The organism is Reyranella aquatilis, from assembly GCF_020880995.1.
In the GTDB taxonomy this organism is placed as follows: Bacteria; Pseudomonadota; Alphaproteobacteria; order Reyranellales; family Reyranellaceae; genus Reyranella; species Reyranella aquatilis.
Genome location: NZ_JAJISD010000002.1, coordinates 32,406 through 48,204 on the forward strand (window position 1 = coordinate 32,406; position 15,799 = coordinate 48,204).

Below are 15,799 nucleotides of genomic sequence, written 5' to 3' on the forward strand. Positions count from 1 at the left end.
CCTCTCCGCTACTTGCGCGTGGACTGGATCGCCTGCCAGACGCGCTGCGGCGTCGCCGGCATCTGGATGTTGCGCACGCCCAGCGGCCACAGCGCGTCCATGATCGCGTTCATCACGGTGGGGGTCGAGCCCACCGTACCGGACTCGCCGACGCCCTTGGCGCCGATCGGGTTGCTCTTGGCCGGCACGGTGTCGTCGAGCTGGTTGTTGAAGGTCGGGAAGGTCTCGGCACGCGGCATGGCGTAGTCCATGAACGAGCCGGTCATCAGCTGGCCGCTCTCGCGGTCGTAGACGTTCTCCTCCAGCAGCGCCTGGCCGATGCCCTGGGCGCAGCCGCCATGGATCTGGCCGAACACGATCGGCCGGTGCAGCGGCTTTCCGACGTCGTCCACCGTCGTATAGCGCTTCAGCTCGACCATGCCGGTCTCGGGGTCGATCTCGACCTCGCCGACATGGGCGCCGTTGGGCCAGGCGATGCCGTCGACCGTGTTCACGTTCTCGATGAAGATGCGCTTGTCGGGCTGCTTCGCCGCCAGTTCGCCGAGGCCGATGCCGCGGTCGGTGCCGGTTATGGTGAAGCGACCGGCCGAATAGACGATGTCGGCGGTCGCCGCCTCGAGCGCATCGGCCGCCAGTTCCTTGCCCTTGTCGACAAGCTTCTCGCTGCCGCTCAGGACGGCCGAGCCGCCGATATAGGCCGAGCGCGACCCCATCGAGCCGACGCCGCCGACGCGATCGGAATCGCCCATGGCGATCTCGATCTGCGACGGGTCGATGCCGAGCAGTTCGGACGCGAGCTGCGTGAAGCTGGTCTGCAGCCCCTGCCCCATGCCCTGGGTGCCCATCCAGATCACCACCTTGCCGTCTTCCTTGACCTCGTAGTGCGCCATCTCGTTCATGACGTTGGCCGAGGTCCATTCGACGTAGGAGGCGAGGCCGCGGCCGTAGAGCTTGCCGCGCTTCTCGGCCTCCGCCTTGCGCGCCGCAAAGCCGTCCCAGTCGGCCGCTTCGAGCGTCTTGGTGAGGAACAGGTTGAAGTCGCCGGAATCGTACTTCTCGCCCATCGCCGTGGTGTAGGGCATCTGCGAGGGCTTCACGAAGTTGCGCCGACGCAGTTCGGCCGGATCCATGCCCATCTGGCGGGCCGCCGTGTCCATCAGCCGCTCGAGATTGAGGATGCACTCGGGACGGCCGGCGCCGCGATAGGCGCCGATCGTGGCGGTGTTGGTGATGACGCAGGTGATCTTGAGATCGACCAGCGGGATGTCATAGGTGCCGGTTGTCACCTTGGGGCCGACGAACAGCGGGATGACGACGCCGCCGCGCGACGGATAGGCGCCGATGTTGGCGAAGGCTTCCATGCGCAGGCCGAGGATGCGGCCGTCCTTGTCGAATGCCATCGAGGCCTTGTGGAACTGGTCGCGGCCCGCGGTCGTCGCGGCAAACTCCTCGCCGCGCTCGGCGCGCCACCGCACCGGCCGCTTCAGCACCTTGGCGGCCCAAACGGCCACCGCCTCGTCCGGCTGGATGCCGACCTTCATGCCGAAGCCGCCGCCGATGTCGCGCACGACCACGCGCACCTTGTCCTTGGGCATCTTCAGGATGACGTCGCACAGAGTGTCGCGCGTCACCGAGGGGTTCTGGCTGCCGATATGGACGATCAGCCGGTCGTTCTCCCACTCCGCCATGACCGCGCGCGGCTCCATGGCGTTCACGATCAGGCGCTGGTGCACGATGTCGAGCGACACGACGTGGGCCGCGCTCTTGAAAGCCTCCTCGGCCTTGGCGTGGTCGCCGAACTTGTTGTAGCCGGCGATGTTGCCAGGCGCGCCCTGCCAGACCTGCGGCGCGCCGGGCTTGAGCGCGTCCTCGATCTCGGTGACCGACGGAAGCTGCTCATACTCGATATCGACCAGCTCGACGGCGTCCTGCGCCTGCTCGCGCGTGTCGGCGACGATGGCCACCACGGCCTCTCCGACGTAGCGCACCACCTCGTGAGCCAGCGAACGGCGGGGGGTCATCTCGGGCTTGCTGCCGTCGGCCGCCGGAAACATCGTCGGGAAGGCGAAGTTACCCACACCTTCCTTTTCCATGTCGGCCCAGGTGTAGACCGCGACCACGCCCGGTGCCTTTTTGGCTGCGGAAGTGTCGATCTTCAGGATTTTTGCGTGGGCATGCGGAGACCGCACGAGCACAACATGCGCCTGATTGGGCCGCGAGAGGTTGTCGGTGAAGCCGCCCGTGCCGGTCAGGAGCCGGTCGTCCTCGACGCGCTTGATGTACTGAGCCTTGCCAAACACCGCCATACGCCACTCCCGCCGCAAAATCCCATCAGGTCGGCCGACTATAGCGGCGATGCCGCGCCCTACAAGCCAGCGCGACGCATGGCCCCGGAACTCACGGGCGCAGGCTTGGCATTTCCGGCAGCGGCACGATGCGGATTCCGGCCGCTTCGAGCCCCTCGCGGACCGCCTTGGAGACCGTCACGGCGGTCGGCCCGTCGCCATGGACGCAGATCGAATCGACCTGGCAGGGGATCCGCTTGCCCGAGGTCGAGTAGATCGCCTGCTCGTCGACCATCCGGCGGACATGTTCCACGGCCTTGGCCGGGTCCTTGATCATCGAATTGGCTTCCTTGCGCGGGGTCAGGAAGCCGGCGTCGGTGTAGGTCCGGTCGGCGAAGACCTCCTCGGCGACGCGCAGCCCGTGCTTGCGGGCAGCCTTGCCCTGCTCGGTATTGGCCTGGGCGAGGAAGATCAGGTCGCGATCGACCGCGCGGGTGGCCCGGGCGATGGCTTCGGACATCTCGGGACTCTCGGCCGACATGTTCGCCATCATGCCGTGCGGCTTCATGTGTGTGACCTTCATCCCGTGGAGGGCGGCGATCGCCTGCAGGGCGCCGATCTGGTAGGCGATGTTGGCCTCCAGCTCCTTGATGGTGAGGTTGATGACCCGGCGGCCGAAACCCTGGAGGTCGGCGAAGCCCGGGTGGGCGCCGATCGACACGCCGTTCTGCGCGCACAGCTTCACCGTATCCATCATCACGACCGGATCGCTGGCGTGGAAGCCGCAGGCCACGTTGGCCGAGGTCACGATCTTCAGGACCTCGGTGTCGTTGCCCATCACCCAGGGACCGAAGCTCTCGCCCAGGTCGGAGTTGATGTTCACGTGTCCGGCATTCGTCGTGGCGGCCATGGGAGACTCCCTCAATTTCAGGCGCTATCGTAGCAGATGTGAGCGTTCGGTACCTATCCTGCGGCGACACCGCCTTCACCGTCGAGTTCGGCAACGAGATTTCTCCCGAGATCAACGACCGGGTGATGGCCCTGCATGCGGCCATCGGCCTGGCCCGCGAGGCCGGCGAAATTTCGGGCGTCGTCGAGACAGTTCCCACCATGCGGTCGCTGATGGTGACCTACGATCCGCTCGCGACCTCGCGGGCCGACCTCGAGCCCCGGATCGGCCTGCTGATCGAGCGCGGCCTGCCGGTCGACGGAAACAGCCGTCGCATGACCATTCCCTGCTGTTACGACGATCCCGAGTTCGCCCCCGACCTCGCCGAGGTGGCGGAGCGCACGAACAAGACGCCGGAGCAGGTGATCGCCGCCCACCTCGGCTCGCCCTTCAAGGTCTATGTCCTGGGGTTCATGCCGGGCCTCGCCTATGTCGCCGGCCTCGACCGGACGCTGTTCCTGCCGCGCCGCAGCCAGCCGCGCGTGCGCGTGCCGCGCTCCTCGGTCGCCATCGCCATGGACATGACCACGATCTATCCGTTCGAAAGTCCCGGCGGCTGGCACCTGATCGGCCGCACGCCGCTGTGGATGTTCGACAAGCGCCGCGAGCAGCCGGTGTTCCTGTCGCCCGGCGATTCACTTTCCTTCGAGCGCATCGACCGCAAGAGCTTCGACCGCATCGCCCGCGAGGTCGAGGCCGGCAGCTTCGACTGGTCGAGCCTGGTGAAAAGCAGATGACCGCCGGCTTGAAAGTCGTCCGCGCAGGCCTGTTCGACACGCTGCAGGATCTCGGCCGCACGGGCTTCATGGCGCTGGGCATGCCCACCGCCGGCGCGATGGACCGGATCGGCCTCTGCCTCGCCAACGCGCTGGCCGGCAATCCTGCGAACACGGCGGGCCTCGAGATCGGCGTCATGGGTCCGGACCTGCTGGTCGAGGCCGACAGCGTGCGCGTGGCGCTCGTGGGCCCGCTTTCGCCCCAGTTGATCGACGGGCCCGATGCGGCGCCCAAGCCGATCGAGTCGGATCGCAGCCATCTCCTGAAGCGCGGCCAGACGCTGCGCGTGGGCATGATCGACGGGTCGAGCACGGCCTATCTCGCGGTGGCGGGCGGTTTCGAGCTGCCTTCCTTCATGGGCAGCTTGTCCACCTACTCGCGCGCCGGCATCGGCGGCTTCGACGGCCGCAAGCTCGCCGCTGGCGACGTGTTGCCGCTCGCGAGGCCGAGCGTCCCCGCCATCAACGAACGCAAGCTGGCGCAGCCCTTCGACTATGGCAGCGGTCCGGTACGCGTCGTCTGGGGACCGCAGGACGATTACTTCAGCAAGGCCGGCCGCCGCACGTTCGTGGAAACGGAGTATCGCGTTTCCAAGGAAGCCGATCGCATGGGCATCCGCTTCGAGGGTGCCGTGATCGAGCATGCGAAGCCCGTCGAGAAGGGGGGCGCCGACATCATCTCGGACGGCATCGCACCGGGCGCCATCCAGGTGCCCGGCGCCGGACTGCCCATCGTGCTCCTGGCCGACCGGCAGACCGTCGGCGGCTATCCCAAGATCGCCACCGTGGCCTCGGTCGACCTGCCGCGGCTGGGACGCCTGTTGCCCGGCCAGACCGTGCGCTTCGCAGCGGTCAGCGTCGAGGAAGCGGAGGCACTGCGGCGGGACCAGGAAACGAGGCTGCAACGCGCGATCGCAGGCTTCGTCGTGGCGCGCCCGCCGGGGGGTATCGACCTCGTCCGGCTCTACGAAGAGAACCTGATCGACGGCGTCGTCTACGATTCGCCGTAGAACACCATCTCGAAGCCTTCGGCGGCCGAGGGCGGCACGAAGTAACTCGTGAAGAGATCGAATTCGGCATCGCTGGTGTTGAAGGCGTGCGTACCGGCGGCATTGCGGGCATGCAGCCGGGCCTTGCAGACCTCGTCCGGAACATCGAGAAAATGCAGCCGGTGGTCCGCGCCTGCGCGCTCGAAGAGACTTCGCATCCATTGCCGGCTGGCCGGCGTGTTGGCGGGAAAGTCCAGCACGACCGACAGGCCGGCCCGGAGCAGCGCCACCACATGGTCGCCCATTGCCTCGCGTAGACGGCGGGAGTTGCGCACATAGTCATCGATCGTCTTCTGCTCGTCCCTGTAGAGACAGGCGAGCCACGCATCTTCGCTGATCCGGATTGTGTGGGGATGTGCCGCCAGCGTGGCGGCAAGCGTCGACTTTCCGGCGGCGATCTTGCCGCAGATGATGTGGAGCGTAGTTCCTCCTCGCCGTGCCGTTTCGTCCATCGGTCGCTTCCCTTGCAAAGACCGGTTTACAGTAGCCGCTCCGGTCCTTGGTTGGTACGAACCGCCGGGGCTGGAAACGTTCCGACAAAATGATCGGGGGAAGCGTCGAGATGAGCTGGCAACCGGAAATGGACGAGCTGCGCCGCCGTCAGGAGATGACGAAGCGCATGGGCGGCGCCGACAAGGTCAAGCGCCAGCACGATGGCGGCCGGCTCACGGTCCGCGAGCGCATCGAGCGCCTGCTCGACAAGGATTCGTTCCGCGAGATCGGCAGCGTGGCCGGCAAGGCGGAGTATGACGGCAAGAACGACCTGATCGATCTCACGCCTGCGAACGTCGTGATGGGCCGCGGCAAGATCGACGGCCGTCATGTCGCCGTCACCGGCGACGACTTCACCGTGCGCGGCGGCTCGGCGGATGCCACGATCAAGGAGAAGTCGAACTTCGTCGAACGCTACGCCAACCAGTATCGCATCCCCGTCATCCGCCTGATCGAAGGTTCGGGCGGCGGCGGATCGGTGAAGACGATCGAGACGACGGGCCGCGCCAACGTGCCGGGCGTCGCCGGCTGGGAATGGGCGGTGCGCAACATGGGCGTCGTGCCCACCGTGGGCCTGGGCCTCGGTTCCGTCGCGGGCCTCGGCGCCGCACGGCTGGCGGCCACGCACTACTCGGTGATGGTCAAGGAAATCTCGGCGATGTTCGTCGCCGGTCCGCCCGTCGTGAACCGCCTCAGCCCCAAGCAGTACGACAAGCAGGAACTGGGCGGCTGGGAGATCCAGCTACGGGCCGGCGCCATCGACGAGGCCGTCGACAGCGAGGACGAGGCCTTTGCCGCGGCCCGCCGCTTCCTCTCCTACCTGCCCTCCTCGGTCTACGACGCACCGCCGCGCGGTCCCGTCACCGACGATCCGGCGCGGCGCGAGGAAACGCTGTTCGACGTCATCCCGCGCGATACCCGCAAGGTCTATCGCATCCGTCCCATCGTCGAGAAGATCGTCGACCAGGGCAGCTTCTTCGAAATGGGCCGCCTCTACGGTCGCTCCGTCGTGACCGGCTTCGCGCGCGTCGATGGTTGGCCGGTCGCGGTGATGGCGAGCGACCCGATGTTCTATGGCGGTGGCTGGACCGCGGATGCCTGCCAGAAGGTGACGCGCTTCCTCGACATGGCGGAGACCTTCCATCTGCCGGTCGTCTATTTCTGCGACTGCCCCGGCTTCCTGATCGGTCTCGAGGCCGAGAAGAGCGGCGTCATCCGCCAGGGCGTGCGCGCCATGTCGTCGATGTTCCAGACCACCGTGCCGTGGTGCACCTTCATCATCCGCAACGCCTTCGGCGTGGCGGGTGCGGCACACCAGAACGGCTCGCGCATGAACTGGCGCTACGCCTGGCCCTCGGGTCGCTGGGGTTCGCTGCCGCTGGAAGGCGGCATCGAGGCCGCCTACCGCGCCGACATCGACGCCGCCGAGGACCCGAAGGCCAAGATGGCGGAGATCGAGGACCGGCTGAACAAGCTGCGCTCGCCGTTCCGGAGCGCCGAGAGCTTCTGGATCGAGGAGATCATCGACCCGCGCGACACGCGCAGGATCCTCTGCGAATTCGTCGACCTCGCCGCTCCGGTGCGCGGCAGCGGCCCGGCGCACATGTGGATGCGGCCCTGATTCAGCGACGCCAGCCGTATCCTTTCAGGCGGGGCAGGAGTCCGCATGCCGGCTCGAAAGGCGGATTGCTGAGATAATCCTGGTCGGACACGACATAGGAGCGGCCCGGCGTACGGCTCACGACGGCGCTGAGGGCGGGGTAGGACCAATCCTGGAAGAACAGCTTGTTCGGCCAGTCGTGCAGCGGCAGCGTTTCGGCCCGCACGAGCCCGCTGGCGCCGTCGACGACGATGCGCAGGCGTTCGATGTAGCCGGCCCACAGCCGGGTCAGCGCGACGTCCGGCACCGCCGCGGCTACCGTCAGCGCCGCCAGCGCGAGCATCATGCGGCGCGCCACCTCGGGACGGCGGACCACGACGAAGATCGCGGGCGGATCTCGGCGGGCGACCTGGACCCACATGACCGCGAGCAGCGCCGCCAGCAGCATGCCAGCGGCCTGGCGGGCCACGTAGTGCGACGGCGGATATAGGATCGACGGACCGTGCACGACCCGCCACCAGGGAGAGATCGCGAGCAGCAGGGCAATGACGCCCATCACCACCATCGGCCCCCGCCCCTGCAGCCACGCCGGACGCCGCACGCCCGCGATCGCACAGATCAGGAATCCCGCCAGCGGGATCGAGAACTGCATGTTCTGCCAGAAATCGACGCTGGTGGAGCGCACCTTCATGAAGTGCGGGTGATCCCAGTAGTCGACGATCGTGATTGCGGAGATGAGGGCGCTGCCCACGAAGGCGAGCGCCGCCAGTCCACGCAGGGTGCGGGTCGGCAGATCGTCGCTCTGCCGCATCGACCACAGGATCGCCGAGGCAACCAGAGGCCCCAGATAGATCATCGCCTCATAGGAGCGCAGGCACAGGAGGCCGAATGCCAGCAGCAGAGCGGCGTCGCCGCGGCCGCGGCCATCGGTCGTCAGCACGATCGACATCGCGGCGGTGATGCAGGCGAAGGCCACGTTGTATTCGCCGACGATGAAGAACGACGTCGGCAGATAGACCGCCGCCACGATCGCGAGCACGGCCGTCAGCAGCACCGGATCGCGGCGTACCCGCATCAGGGCGAGGTGATAGAAGGCGGTGGGCAGCGCGAAAAGCGCCGCCGAGTACACCATCGTCAGAAGCCGGGTGTCCCGGACACCCAGTTTGGCAAGCAACAGGACCGGAGCCTGCGTGACCCAGTCGACATGGGCGCGGGCGGCATAGAAATCGTGGAAGTGTGCGTGATCGAGCAGGTTCACCAGAAACGACGCGCCGTCCCAGAACAGGGCCCGCCCGGCGAGCGTGTTGTGCAGCGCGAGCAGCCACAGGAGCAGGACGACACCGCGGGCGACGGCAACCGGCGACAAGGTGGACACGCTCAGTCGCGCCACACATAGGAGCCCAGCGGATAGGGCTCGGCGGGCGGGAAAGGCTGCCAGGCGTTGAAGCCGCGCGGCGGGGCGATGATGCCGTCGCCTCGCTTGGCGCGCAGGATCAGGCTCTGGCTCGGCAGGATCCACGATTCGACCAGCGTCTCGAGCGGGCGCCTGGCAAGCGGCGTCGATTCGAATTCGATCACGCCGCTCTGGCTGCGGACGATCGTTCGAACCGTGTTCAGGTAGCTCCGCCACTCGAACGTCAGATAGGCGTTCGAGGGCAGGATCGCGAGCACCATGAGGCAACCGAAGGTCAGCATCCGGCGGGACACTTCCGGTCGCCGCAGCACCACGAAGGACTTGATGCGCGTTCCCAGCGGCGACGTGTAGAGCCAGATCAGGATGACGATGATCGTCATGACGAGGCCCGCGATGCTGCGCGCCGTGTACTGCGACTTGGCATGCGGACGGACCAGGGTGTCCGTCAGGACCAGCAGCGGAGACAGCGCCAGCAGTGCCAGGAAGACGCCGGCGAACAGGTAGGGCTTGCGGGTGCCGAGATCCTGCGGCCGCAGCGCCGCCCAGCCGAAGATGACCAGCGCCGCGAGCAGGGCGAGGTCGAACTGGATGTTCTGCCAGGCGTCGAGCACGGTCGCGGCGGTCCGGCTGAGATGGTCCTGCGAGAAGGGATGGATCAGCGAGTTGGCCGCCACCAGCATGCCGCCGAGGAAGGGCAGGATGGCCAGAAGGTAGAGCACCGTGGCGAGCGGCGGCCGGGTCCTGACCCGGTAGATCGTCCAGGCGATCATCAGGGCGAGGACGGGCCCGAGATAGAGCATCACCTCGTAGGCCCGGATCGCCAGCAGGCCGACCGCGACCAGGAAGGCGCCGTCCTCCACGGTCAGCCTCTGTGCCGTCGCCAGACGCACGGCCACGACCATGCCGATGGCATAGGCGGTGTTGTATTCGCCGACGATGAAGAAGGACGTCGTCATGAACACGACGCCGATGGCCGCCAGGACGGCCGACAGCAGGATGGGGTCGTCCTTCACGCGCTGCAGGGCGAGGTGGTAGAGCGCCGTCGGCAGGGCGAACAGGCCCAGCGACAGGAGTTGGGCCAGGAGGTGCAGGTCCGTGACGCCCAGGAACACGGCGGTCAGGATCGGCGCCTGTCCCAGCACCATCGCGAACAGCCGGGGATCGTAGAAATCGAAGAAGAATTCGCGGCGCGCGACCTGCACGAGGAATGCAGAACCGTCGACGAACAGCCCCCTGCACTCCCAGCTGTGCCAGAGCACGAGGGTCCAAAGGAGGCCGACGGTGGCCTTGTATGCGACTGAAGTTGTTGGCATTTCCCCGCGTGCGGGCCTACAGGAGCCTTGCCGGGGGTGCAAGCGCTGACGGCTTGCAGCGTCGATGGGGCGCTGTTAGCAAGGCGCGGCAAACGAGGATGGCGGATGCTCACTTGGGAGAAGATCGACGCGATTCCGGGCTGGTTCATGTTCCAGTCCTATTGCGTCTGGCGCGCCCTGCTCGACCAGCAGGCCGGAACCGCCGGCGACCTGTTCGAGATCGGGGTCTGGCGGGGCCGGTCCGCGTCCGTCCTGGCGTCCTATCGCAAGGGCAACGAGAAGCTCTATTTGTGTGACCTCCGCCTCGACGAGACCGCCGTCCGCCGGTCCATCGAATCGGTCGGGGCGCAGGCCACGAACATCGTACCGCTGTCCGGGCCGTCCGCGGACCTGCCGGCCAAGCTCGACCTACAGGCGATGCACCAATCCGTCCGGTGGTTCCACATCGACGGAGAACACACCGGCACCGCCGTCTATCGCGAGCTGGAGTTCGCCAACCGGATCGTGAACACCGAGGGCATCGTCGTGATCGACGATTTCTTCTCGCCGCGCTACCCGGCCAACACGACCGAGGTCATCCGCTTCCTCGAGAAGAATCCGTTCAGCTTCCGCCTGCTCGCCGTCGGCTTCAACAAGGGCTATCTCTGCCGCCCCGAGAGCCTGCCGCGCTACATGGATTTCATGGCGACCGGCATGTCGAAGACGCTGCTGCAGTACGGCGCCAAGACGACGATCTTCAAGACGACGGGTCCATGGGACACCGATGCCGTCGGCATCACCGACTACGTCGACGATGCCGGCGCGATCGCCGGGCCCGACAACGAGCCGCAACGCTGGCACATGATGCGGACCCGCCACGTCTGGGGGCCGATGCGTCACCTTCAGAACGGCTGGCGGATGCTGCGCGGCCGCTAGGCCGGAGGCGGCTGCAGCGGTCAGCCCGCGGGCTTCGCGATCTTCAACTGCTCGTCGAGGTCGTCGGCGATGAAGTTGCGCACGACCTCGTCGAGGTCCTTGTCGGTTTCGAAGCCGAGGCGGCGCGAGCGGGCGGAATCGATGCCCTGGGGCCAGCCGTCGCAGATCTTCTGGATCGCCGGATCGTGCTGCCAAACGACCTTGCCGACCTTGCGGTTGCCGGCGTGGCGGCCGACCGCCTGCTCCAGCTCCTTGGCGGTCACATTGATGCCGTTCAGGAGCAGCGTGCGGCCAGGCCCGAACGCATCTGCCGACAGATCGTGCAGGCGCATGAAGGCATCGACCGTCTTGCGCGGGCTCAAGACCACCATGACCGTCTCCGGCGTCACCGGGCAGACGACGTCGACGCCGGTCAGCGGCTCGCGCAGCACCGAACTGGCCCAGGTCGAGGCCGCCTTGTTCGGCAGGCCGGTGCGGACGCAGATCGTCGGCAACCTGACCGCAGTGCCGCGCAGGAAGCCCTTGCGGGTGTAGTCGCGGACCAGGAACTCGCCGATCGACTTCTGGGCGCCGTACGACGTCTGCGGCGTGAGCGGCGTGTCGTCGGTGACGGCCGGTGGCAGGTCGCCGCCGAAGGCCGCGAGCGAACTGGTGAAGACCACACGCGGGTTGGTGCCGAGCGCCCGGCAGGCTTCGAGCACGTTGCGCGTGCCGTCCAGATTGACCCGGTAGCCCAGGTCGAAATCGGCCTCCGCGCCGGCGCTGACCACGGCCGCGAAATGGAACACCGTCGACGCGCCCTGGACGATCGACTGCACCGTCGCGAAATTAGAGATGTCGCCGGCCACCGTCTTGACCCGCGGATCGTCGAGGCCGGGGCCGCTCGCCTTCGCGACGTCGAACAGCAACAGCTCGCCGACCTTCTTCGGCTGGCCGGAAGGACCCGCGATCTCGCCCTGCTGCAGGATGCGGCGTGCCAGCTTCTTGCCGAGGAAGCCCGCGCCGCCGGTGATGACCACCTTCATGTCGTTTCCATCCCGATTTCGTTGTGTGCGGATGAAAGTGTGCACAGATCGCCGTTCGCAGTCTATGTTTGCGGGACATGGCCGGCCCCAGCGACATCTACGTCTTCAAGGACGCTCTCATCGTCCTCGGGACGGCGGCCGTGGTGGCGCCGGTCGTGCACCGCCTCAAGATCAGTCCCGTGCTCGGCTTCATGGTCGTCGGCGCGGCGCTCGGTCCCTACGGGCTCGGCCGTCTGGCCGACTTCTCGCGGGCCATCGACTGGCTGACGGTCACGGGCGAGCGGCAGATCGCCTTCATCGCCGACCTGGGCATCGTCTTCCTGCTGTTCTTCATAGGCCTCGAGCTCTCGATGCGCCGCATGATCACGATGCGCCGTCTGGTCTTCGGGCTGGGCGGACTGCAGGTGGTGCTCTCCGCGGTTGTCATCAGCCTCGCCCTCTACTGGCTGGGCCAGCCCGCCGCCGCAGCCCTCATCATCGGCACCTGCCTGGCGCTCTCCTCCACCGCCATCGTGATGGAACTGCTGTCCGGTCAGCGCCGGATGATGTCGACCACCGGCCGCACCAGCTTCGCAATCTTGCTGGCGCAGGACCTCGCCGTTGTCCCGCTCCTGTTCCTGATCAGTGCGCTGGGCGGCCATTCGGAAGGGTCGGTGATCCAGGGCGTCATCGTGGCCGTCGTCGAGGCGGTGCTTGCAGTCGCCGTGATCGCCGTGGTCGGCCGGGTCGTGCTGAAGCCGCTGTTCCGCCTCGCCGCCAGCACCGACAATCCCGAATTCTTCATGGCCGCGACGCTTCTGATCGCGGTCGGGTCGGGCGTGATCGCGGCCATGGCCGGCCTCTCGATGGCGCTGGGCGCCTTCATCGCCGGGCTGCTGCTGGCCGAGACCGAATACCGTCGCGCGGTCGAGGCCATGATCGACCCGTTCCGCGGCCTGCTGCTGGGCGTGTTCTTCTTTTCGGTCGGCATGCACATCGACCTGAGCTTCATTTGGCGCGAACCGCTGCTCGTGATCGGCGGCTTCATTGCCATGATGGCCGCGAAGACCGTGCTGCTGCTCCCGCTCTGTCGCTTCTTCGGGGTGCCGTGGGCGGCCAGCGTCGAAACCAGCCTGCTGCTGGCGCCGGGCGGCGAATTCGCCTTCATCGGCATCGGCCTCGCCACCCAGTTCAGCCTCGTCCAGCCGGGTGTCGCCGCCGGGGTGCTGGCGGTGGTGTCCCTGACCATGGGCACCCTGCCGTTCGTGTCGCTGTTCGCGCGCCGCGCCGCCCGGCGTGTCGCCAAGCAGGTGACGGGCGAGGCGCCGGCGACTCCGCTGCCTCCCGCCGACCACGAAAAACGCGTGATCGTGGTCGGTCACGGTCGGGTCGGCCAGCTGGTCTGCGACCTGCTCGACAAGCATCAGATCTCCTACATCGCCGCCGACCACGACGCCGTGCGTGTCGAGCGCTGGCGCAAGCTCGGGCGACCGATCTATTTCGGCGACGCGTCCAACTCGCTCTTCCTGCAGCGCTGCGGCATCGACGAGGCGACGGGCGTGATCGTCACCATCGATACGGCGGCGGTCGACGACGTGGTGCGGGCCGTGCGGGCGCGCCGCCCCGACGTGATGATCGTGGCGCGCGCCCACGACGCCCAGCATGCGCGCCATCTCTACACGCTCGCGGTGACCGACACGGTGCCGGAGACGATCGAGGCCAGCCTGCAATTGGCCGAATCGGCGCTGGTCGGGCTCGGCGTCCCGATGGGCCTTGTCATCGCCTCGATCCACGAACGCCGCGAGGAGGTCCGGAACGAGTTGCAGGCCGCGGCCGGCGGCACGGGGTCGATGTCAGCGCGCATCCGCGATGCCCGGCGTGAGAAGGCCGTGAAACCATGAAGGTGATCAGCTGGAACCTTCTGCGGCTGACCGGCGCCGCGGTCGAGGACGTGGCGAGGCTGATCGATATCCAGAAGCCCGACGTGCTGCTTATGCAGGAGGCCACGAAGCACATCGAAAAGTTGCCCGAACTGGTGGGCGGCCATTTCTACCGGCTATCCTGGCTCGGCCGCATCCACGGTCTCGCGGTCTGGAGCCCGAGCCATTTCCCGCGGCCCACGGCGCTGTCGCTCCCGGCATCGCGGCTGCCGGGCCGGCTGCCTCGGCGCCGGGCCCAGATCATCCAAATGGGCGAGATCACCCTGGCCAACGTCCATCTTTCGCACGGCCAGCTTCTCAATCGCCGCCAGCTCGCCCGCGTCGCCGCGGCGCTGCAGGGCAAGCCTTCGGCGATCATCGGCGACTACAATGCCGTCGGCCCGGTGATGCTGCCTGGCTTTGCCGATGTCGGTCCGCGCGAGCCCACGCACCTCTCCGGCAACGTGATGCCGGTCCGCCTCGACCGCTGCCTTGCCCACGGGCTCGTCTGCCGTGCCTCCGCCGCGCTCGACTTCGGCCCCTCGGACCATCGGCCGATCCGGCTCGAACTGCACCTCGAGGGCCCCCACGCCGAGCCCCAGCCGGCGCGGTCGCGCAAGGACCGGCTGGGACGTTTCTACAGGTAGGGCTGCAAAAGGCGCGCCGCGCTGTTGCGCAGGCGGATCGGCAGCGGGTCGCCGTCGATGTCGGCCAGGGTAAGGCGCTGCTGCGGCGTGGCCGATTCCACGATCTTCCGGGCAAAGGCCGCGTCGTGCAGCTCGACGTTCAGTTCGAAGTTCAGCCGGAAGCTGCGGGTGTCCCAATTGGCGCTGCCGATGAACGACCAGGAATCGTCGATCGTCATCAGCTTCGAATGATCGAACGGCGCCGGCATCATCCAGACGCGGCAGCCCGCCTCGATCAACGGCCTGAGCGGCACACGCCGCGCCCAGTCGAGTATCGCGTGATTGGAATTCTCCGGCAGCAGGATGTCTACCCTGATGCCGCGCATGGCCGCGAGGCCCAGCGCCATGGTGAGCGGCTCGCCCGGCAGGAAGTACGGCGTCACCACGCGGATCGATTCGCGCGCGCACGAGATGGCGTGCAACGTCGCGAACTCGATCTGCTCCATGTCCTCGTCAGGTCCCGAGGGCACGATCCGCGCCGACACGGTGCCCACCGGTTCCAGCGGGGGGAACCAGTCGGCGTCGGGCAGGTGCTCGCCGGTCGTGAACAGCCAGTCGTCGGCGAAGGCGTCGGTGAGTTGCTCCACCACCGGGCCCTCGATGCGGAAATGCGTGTCGCGGACGCGGTGGGACGGATTGGCCGCCTCGACGTTCTCGGCGCCGATGTTGAGGCCGCCGGTGAAGGCGATCCTGCCGTCGACCACCAGCAGCTTGCGGTGGTTGCGCAGGTTCAGGAACGGCATCTGCCAGGGAAAGTACGAATGCAGGAAGCGCGCGACCGGGACGCCGGCCTTGCGCAGCCGGTCGTAGGTGCCGGACCAAAAGTATCCGCTGCCGATGCCGTCGATCAGCACCCGGACCTGCACGCCGCGCTTCTGCGCCTCGATCAGCGCCTCGTGGAACTTCTCACCGGCCGCATCGGCGCGGAATATGTAGCTGCAGAGGCCGACGCTCGTCCGCGCGCGGCCGATTTCTTCCAGCATCCGCGGATAGGCTTCGTCGCCGCTGCGCAGCATCTCGACCTTGTTGCCCGGCGCCGAGGGGAGGCCGGTCAGTCGACCGACCGCATACTCCAGCGGGGTCAGGGCATCCGTCCCGATCGCCTCCGGAACCGAGACGGCCAACGGAAGGCGCTGGCGCTTCAGCCTCTGCGCACGCCGCTTGACGCGGTTGATGCCCATGATGGCGTAGAGCAGTCCGCCCATGAAGGGCGAAAGCCAGGCGATCCCGATCCAGGAAACGGCGGCGCCGACGCTGCGCTTGTAGAGCAGCACGTGGATCGTCACCGCGCCGGCGATGGCCACGTGAGCAACCGCTGCCGCTGCGCCCACCAACGCCGTCACATTGTCATCGAGAGTCACTTCGCCCGTTCCCCGACCCCTGCACTGCGGCTGGCC

13 protein-coding genes are annotated in these 15,799 nt (G+C 67.4%); 6 read left to right on the plus strand and 7 right to left on the minus strand.

The features are described from left to right. Positions 1 to 8: 8 nt before the first annotated feature. A complete protein-coding gene (locus LJ725_RS06025; RefSeq protein WP_230549738.1) occupies positions 9 to 2,306 on the minus strand; it encodes a xanthine dehydrogenase family protein molybdopterin-binding subunit in 2,298 nt (765 codons plus the stop codon). Between the two features lie 91 nt (positions 2,307 to 2,397). Next, positions 2,398 to 3,195, minus strand: coding sequence for a LamB/YcsF family protein (locus LJ725_RS06030; RefSeq protein ID WP_230549739.1), 798 nt, complete (start codon positions 3,193 to 3,195; stop codon positions 2,398 to 2,400). A gap of 38 nt (positions 3,196 to 3,233) precedes the next feature. Here LJ725_RS06030 and pxpB point away from each other — a divergent pair, with 38 nt between their 5' ends. Together pxpB and LJ725_RS06040 are read left to right on the plus strand one after the other, a co-directional pair. Then, positions 3,234 to 3,971, plus strand: a complete 738-nt coding sequence (pxpB, locus tag LJ725_RS06035; protein WP_230549740.1) for a 5-oxoprolinase subunit PxpB — start codon at positions 3,234 to 3,236, stop codon at positions 3,969 to 3,971. Next, entirely contained in the window at positions 3,968 to 5,020 is a 1,053-nt protein-coding gene (locus tag LJ725_RS06040; protein ID WP_230549741.1) for a 5-oxoprolinase subunit C family protein, read from the plus strand. Before pxpB ends, LJ725_RS06040 begins: the two co-directional genes overlap by 4 nt. Here the strand turns inward: LJ725_RS06040 and LJ725_RS06045 are convergent. Continuing rightward, complete coding sequence (locus LJ725_RS06045; protein WP_230549742.1) at positions 5,005 to 5,511, minus strand: AAA family ATPase; 507 nt, start codon at positions 5,509 to 5,511, stop codon at positions 5,005 to 5,007. The two genes, LJ725_RS06040 and LJ725_RS06045, sit on opposite strands and share 16 nt — an antisense overlap. A gap of 110 nt (positions 5,512 to 5,621) precedes the next feature. Here LJ725_RS06045 and LJ725_RS06050 point away from each other — a divergent pair, with 110 nt between their 5' ends. Further along, positions 5,622 to 7,172 carry an acyl-CoA carboxylase subunit beta gene (locus LJ725_RS06050; RefSeq protein WP_230549743.1) on the plus strand — a complete coding sequence of 517 codons (1,551 nt, stop codon included), beginning with the start codon at positions 5,622 to 5,624 and terminating at the stop codon, positions 7,170 to 7,172. A 1-nt stretch (position 7,173) separates the two neighbouring features. On the opposite strand, the gene LJ725_RS06055 is transcribed toward LJ725_RS06050, so the two are convergent. Together LJ725_RS06055 and LJ725_RS06060 are read right to left on the minus strand one after the other, a co-directional pair. Further along, positions 7,174 to 8,526, minus strand: coding sequence for a hypothetical protein (locus LJ725_RS06055; protein WP_230549744.1), 1,353 nt, complete (start codon positions 8,524 to 8,526; stop codon positions 7,174 to 7,176). A 2-nt stretch (positions 8,527 to 8,528) separates the two neighbouring features. Next, on the minus strand, positions 8,529 to 9,878 hold the full coding sequence (locus LJ725_RS06060) for a hypothetical protein (protein ID WP_230549745.1): 1,350 nt from the start codon (positions 9,876 to 9,878) through the stop codon (positions 8,529 to 8,531). 105 nt (positions 9,879 to 9,983) lie between these two features. On the opposite strand from LJ725_RS06060, the gene LJ725_RS06065 reads away from it, so the two are divergent. Continuing rightward, positions 9,984 to 10,793, plus strand: coding sequence for a class I SAM-dependent methyltransferase (locus tag LJ725_RS06065; RefSeq protein WP_230549746.1), 810 nt, complete (start codon positions 9,984 to 9,986; stop codon positions 10,791 to 10,793). Positions 10,794 to 10,813: 20 nt separating this feature from the next. Here the strand turns inward: LJ725_RS06065 and denD are convergent, their stop codons facing one another. Next, on the minus strand, positions 10,814 to 11,818 hold the full coding sequence (gene denD, locus LJ725_RS06070; protein ID WP_230549747.1) for a D-erythronate dehydrogenase: 1,005 nt from the start codon (positions 11,816 to 11,818) through the stop codon (positions 10,814 to 10,816). Between the two features lie 77 nt (positions 11,819 to 11,895). Here denD and LJ725_RS06075 point away from each other — a divergent pair, with 77 nt between their 5' ends. Together LJ725_RS06075 and LJ725_RS06080 are read left to right on the plus strand one after the other, a co-directional pair. Then, entirely contained in the window at positions 11,896 to 13,698 is a 1,803-nt protein-coding gene (locus tag LJ725_RS06075; protein WP_230549748.1) for a cation:proton antiporter domain-containing protein, read from the plus strand. Further along, on the plus strand, positions 13,695 to 14,363 hold the full coding sequence (locus tag LJ725_RS06080) for an endonuclease/exonuclease/phosphatase family protein (protein WP_230549749.1): 669 nt from the start codon (positions 13,695 to 13,697) through the stop codon (positions 14,361 to 14,363). Before LJ725_RS06075 ends, LJ725_RS06080 begins: the two co-directional genes overlap by 4 nt. Here LJ725_RS06080 and LJ725_RS06085 read toward each other — a convergent pair. Continuing rightward, positions 14,354 to 15,763, minus strand: coding sequence for a phospholipase D-like domain-containing protein (locus LJ725_RS06085; RefSeq protein WP_230549750.1), 1,410 nt, complete (start codon positions 15,761 to 15,763; stop codon positions 14,354 to 14,356). The two genes, LJ725_RS06080 and LJ725_RS06085, sit on opposite strands and share 10 nt — an antisense overlap. Positions 15,764 to 15,799 lie beyond the last annotated feature (36 nt).

Coding starts and splice junctions, on each gene's coding strand:
- LJ725_RS06060 (WP_230549745.1), bottom strand. CDS start 9,878: ATGCCAACAACTTCAGTCGCATACAAGGCCACCGTCGGCCTCCTTTGG.
- LJ725_RS06075 (WP_230549748.1), top strand. CDS start 11,896: ATGGCCGGCCCCAGCGACATCTACGTCTTCAAGGACGCTCTCATCGTC.
- LJ725_RS06030 (WP_230549739.1), bottom strand. CDS start 3,195: ATGGCCGCCACGACGAATGCCGGACACGTGAACATCAACTCCGACCTG.
- LJ725_RS06080 (WP_230549749.1), top strand. CDS start 13,695: ATGAAGGTGATCAGCTGGAACCTTCTGCGGCTGACCGGCGCCGCGGTC.
- LJ725_RS06065 (WP_230549746.1), top strand. CDS start 9,984: ATGCTCACTTGGGAGAAGATCGACGCGATTCCGGGCTGGTTCATGTTC.
- LJ725_RS06040 (WP_230549741.1), top strand. CDS start 3,968: ATGACCGCCGGCTTGAAAGTCGTCCGCGCAGGCCTGTTCGACACGCTG.
- LJ725_RS06025 (WP_230549738.1), bottom strand. CDS start 2,306: ATGGCGGTGTTTGGCAAGGCTCAGTACATCAAGCGCGTCGAGGACGAC.
- LJ725_RS06045 (WP_230549742.1), bottom strand. CDS start 5,511: ATGGACGAAACGGCACGGCGAGGAGGAACTACGCTCCACATCATCTGC.
- denD (WP_230549747.1), bottom strand. CDS start 11,818: ATGAAGGTGGTCATCACCGGCGGCGCGGGCTTCCTCGGCAAGAAGCTG.
- LJ725_RS06050 (WP_230549743.1), top strand. CDS start 5,622: ATGAGCTGGCAACCGGAAATGGACGAGCTGCGCCGCCGTCAGGAGATG.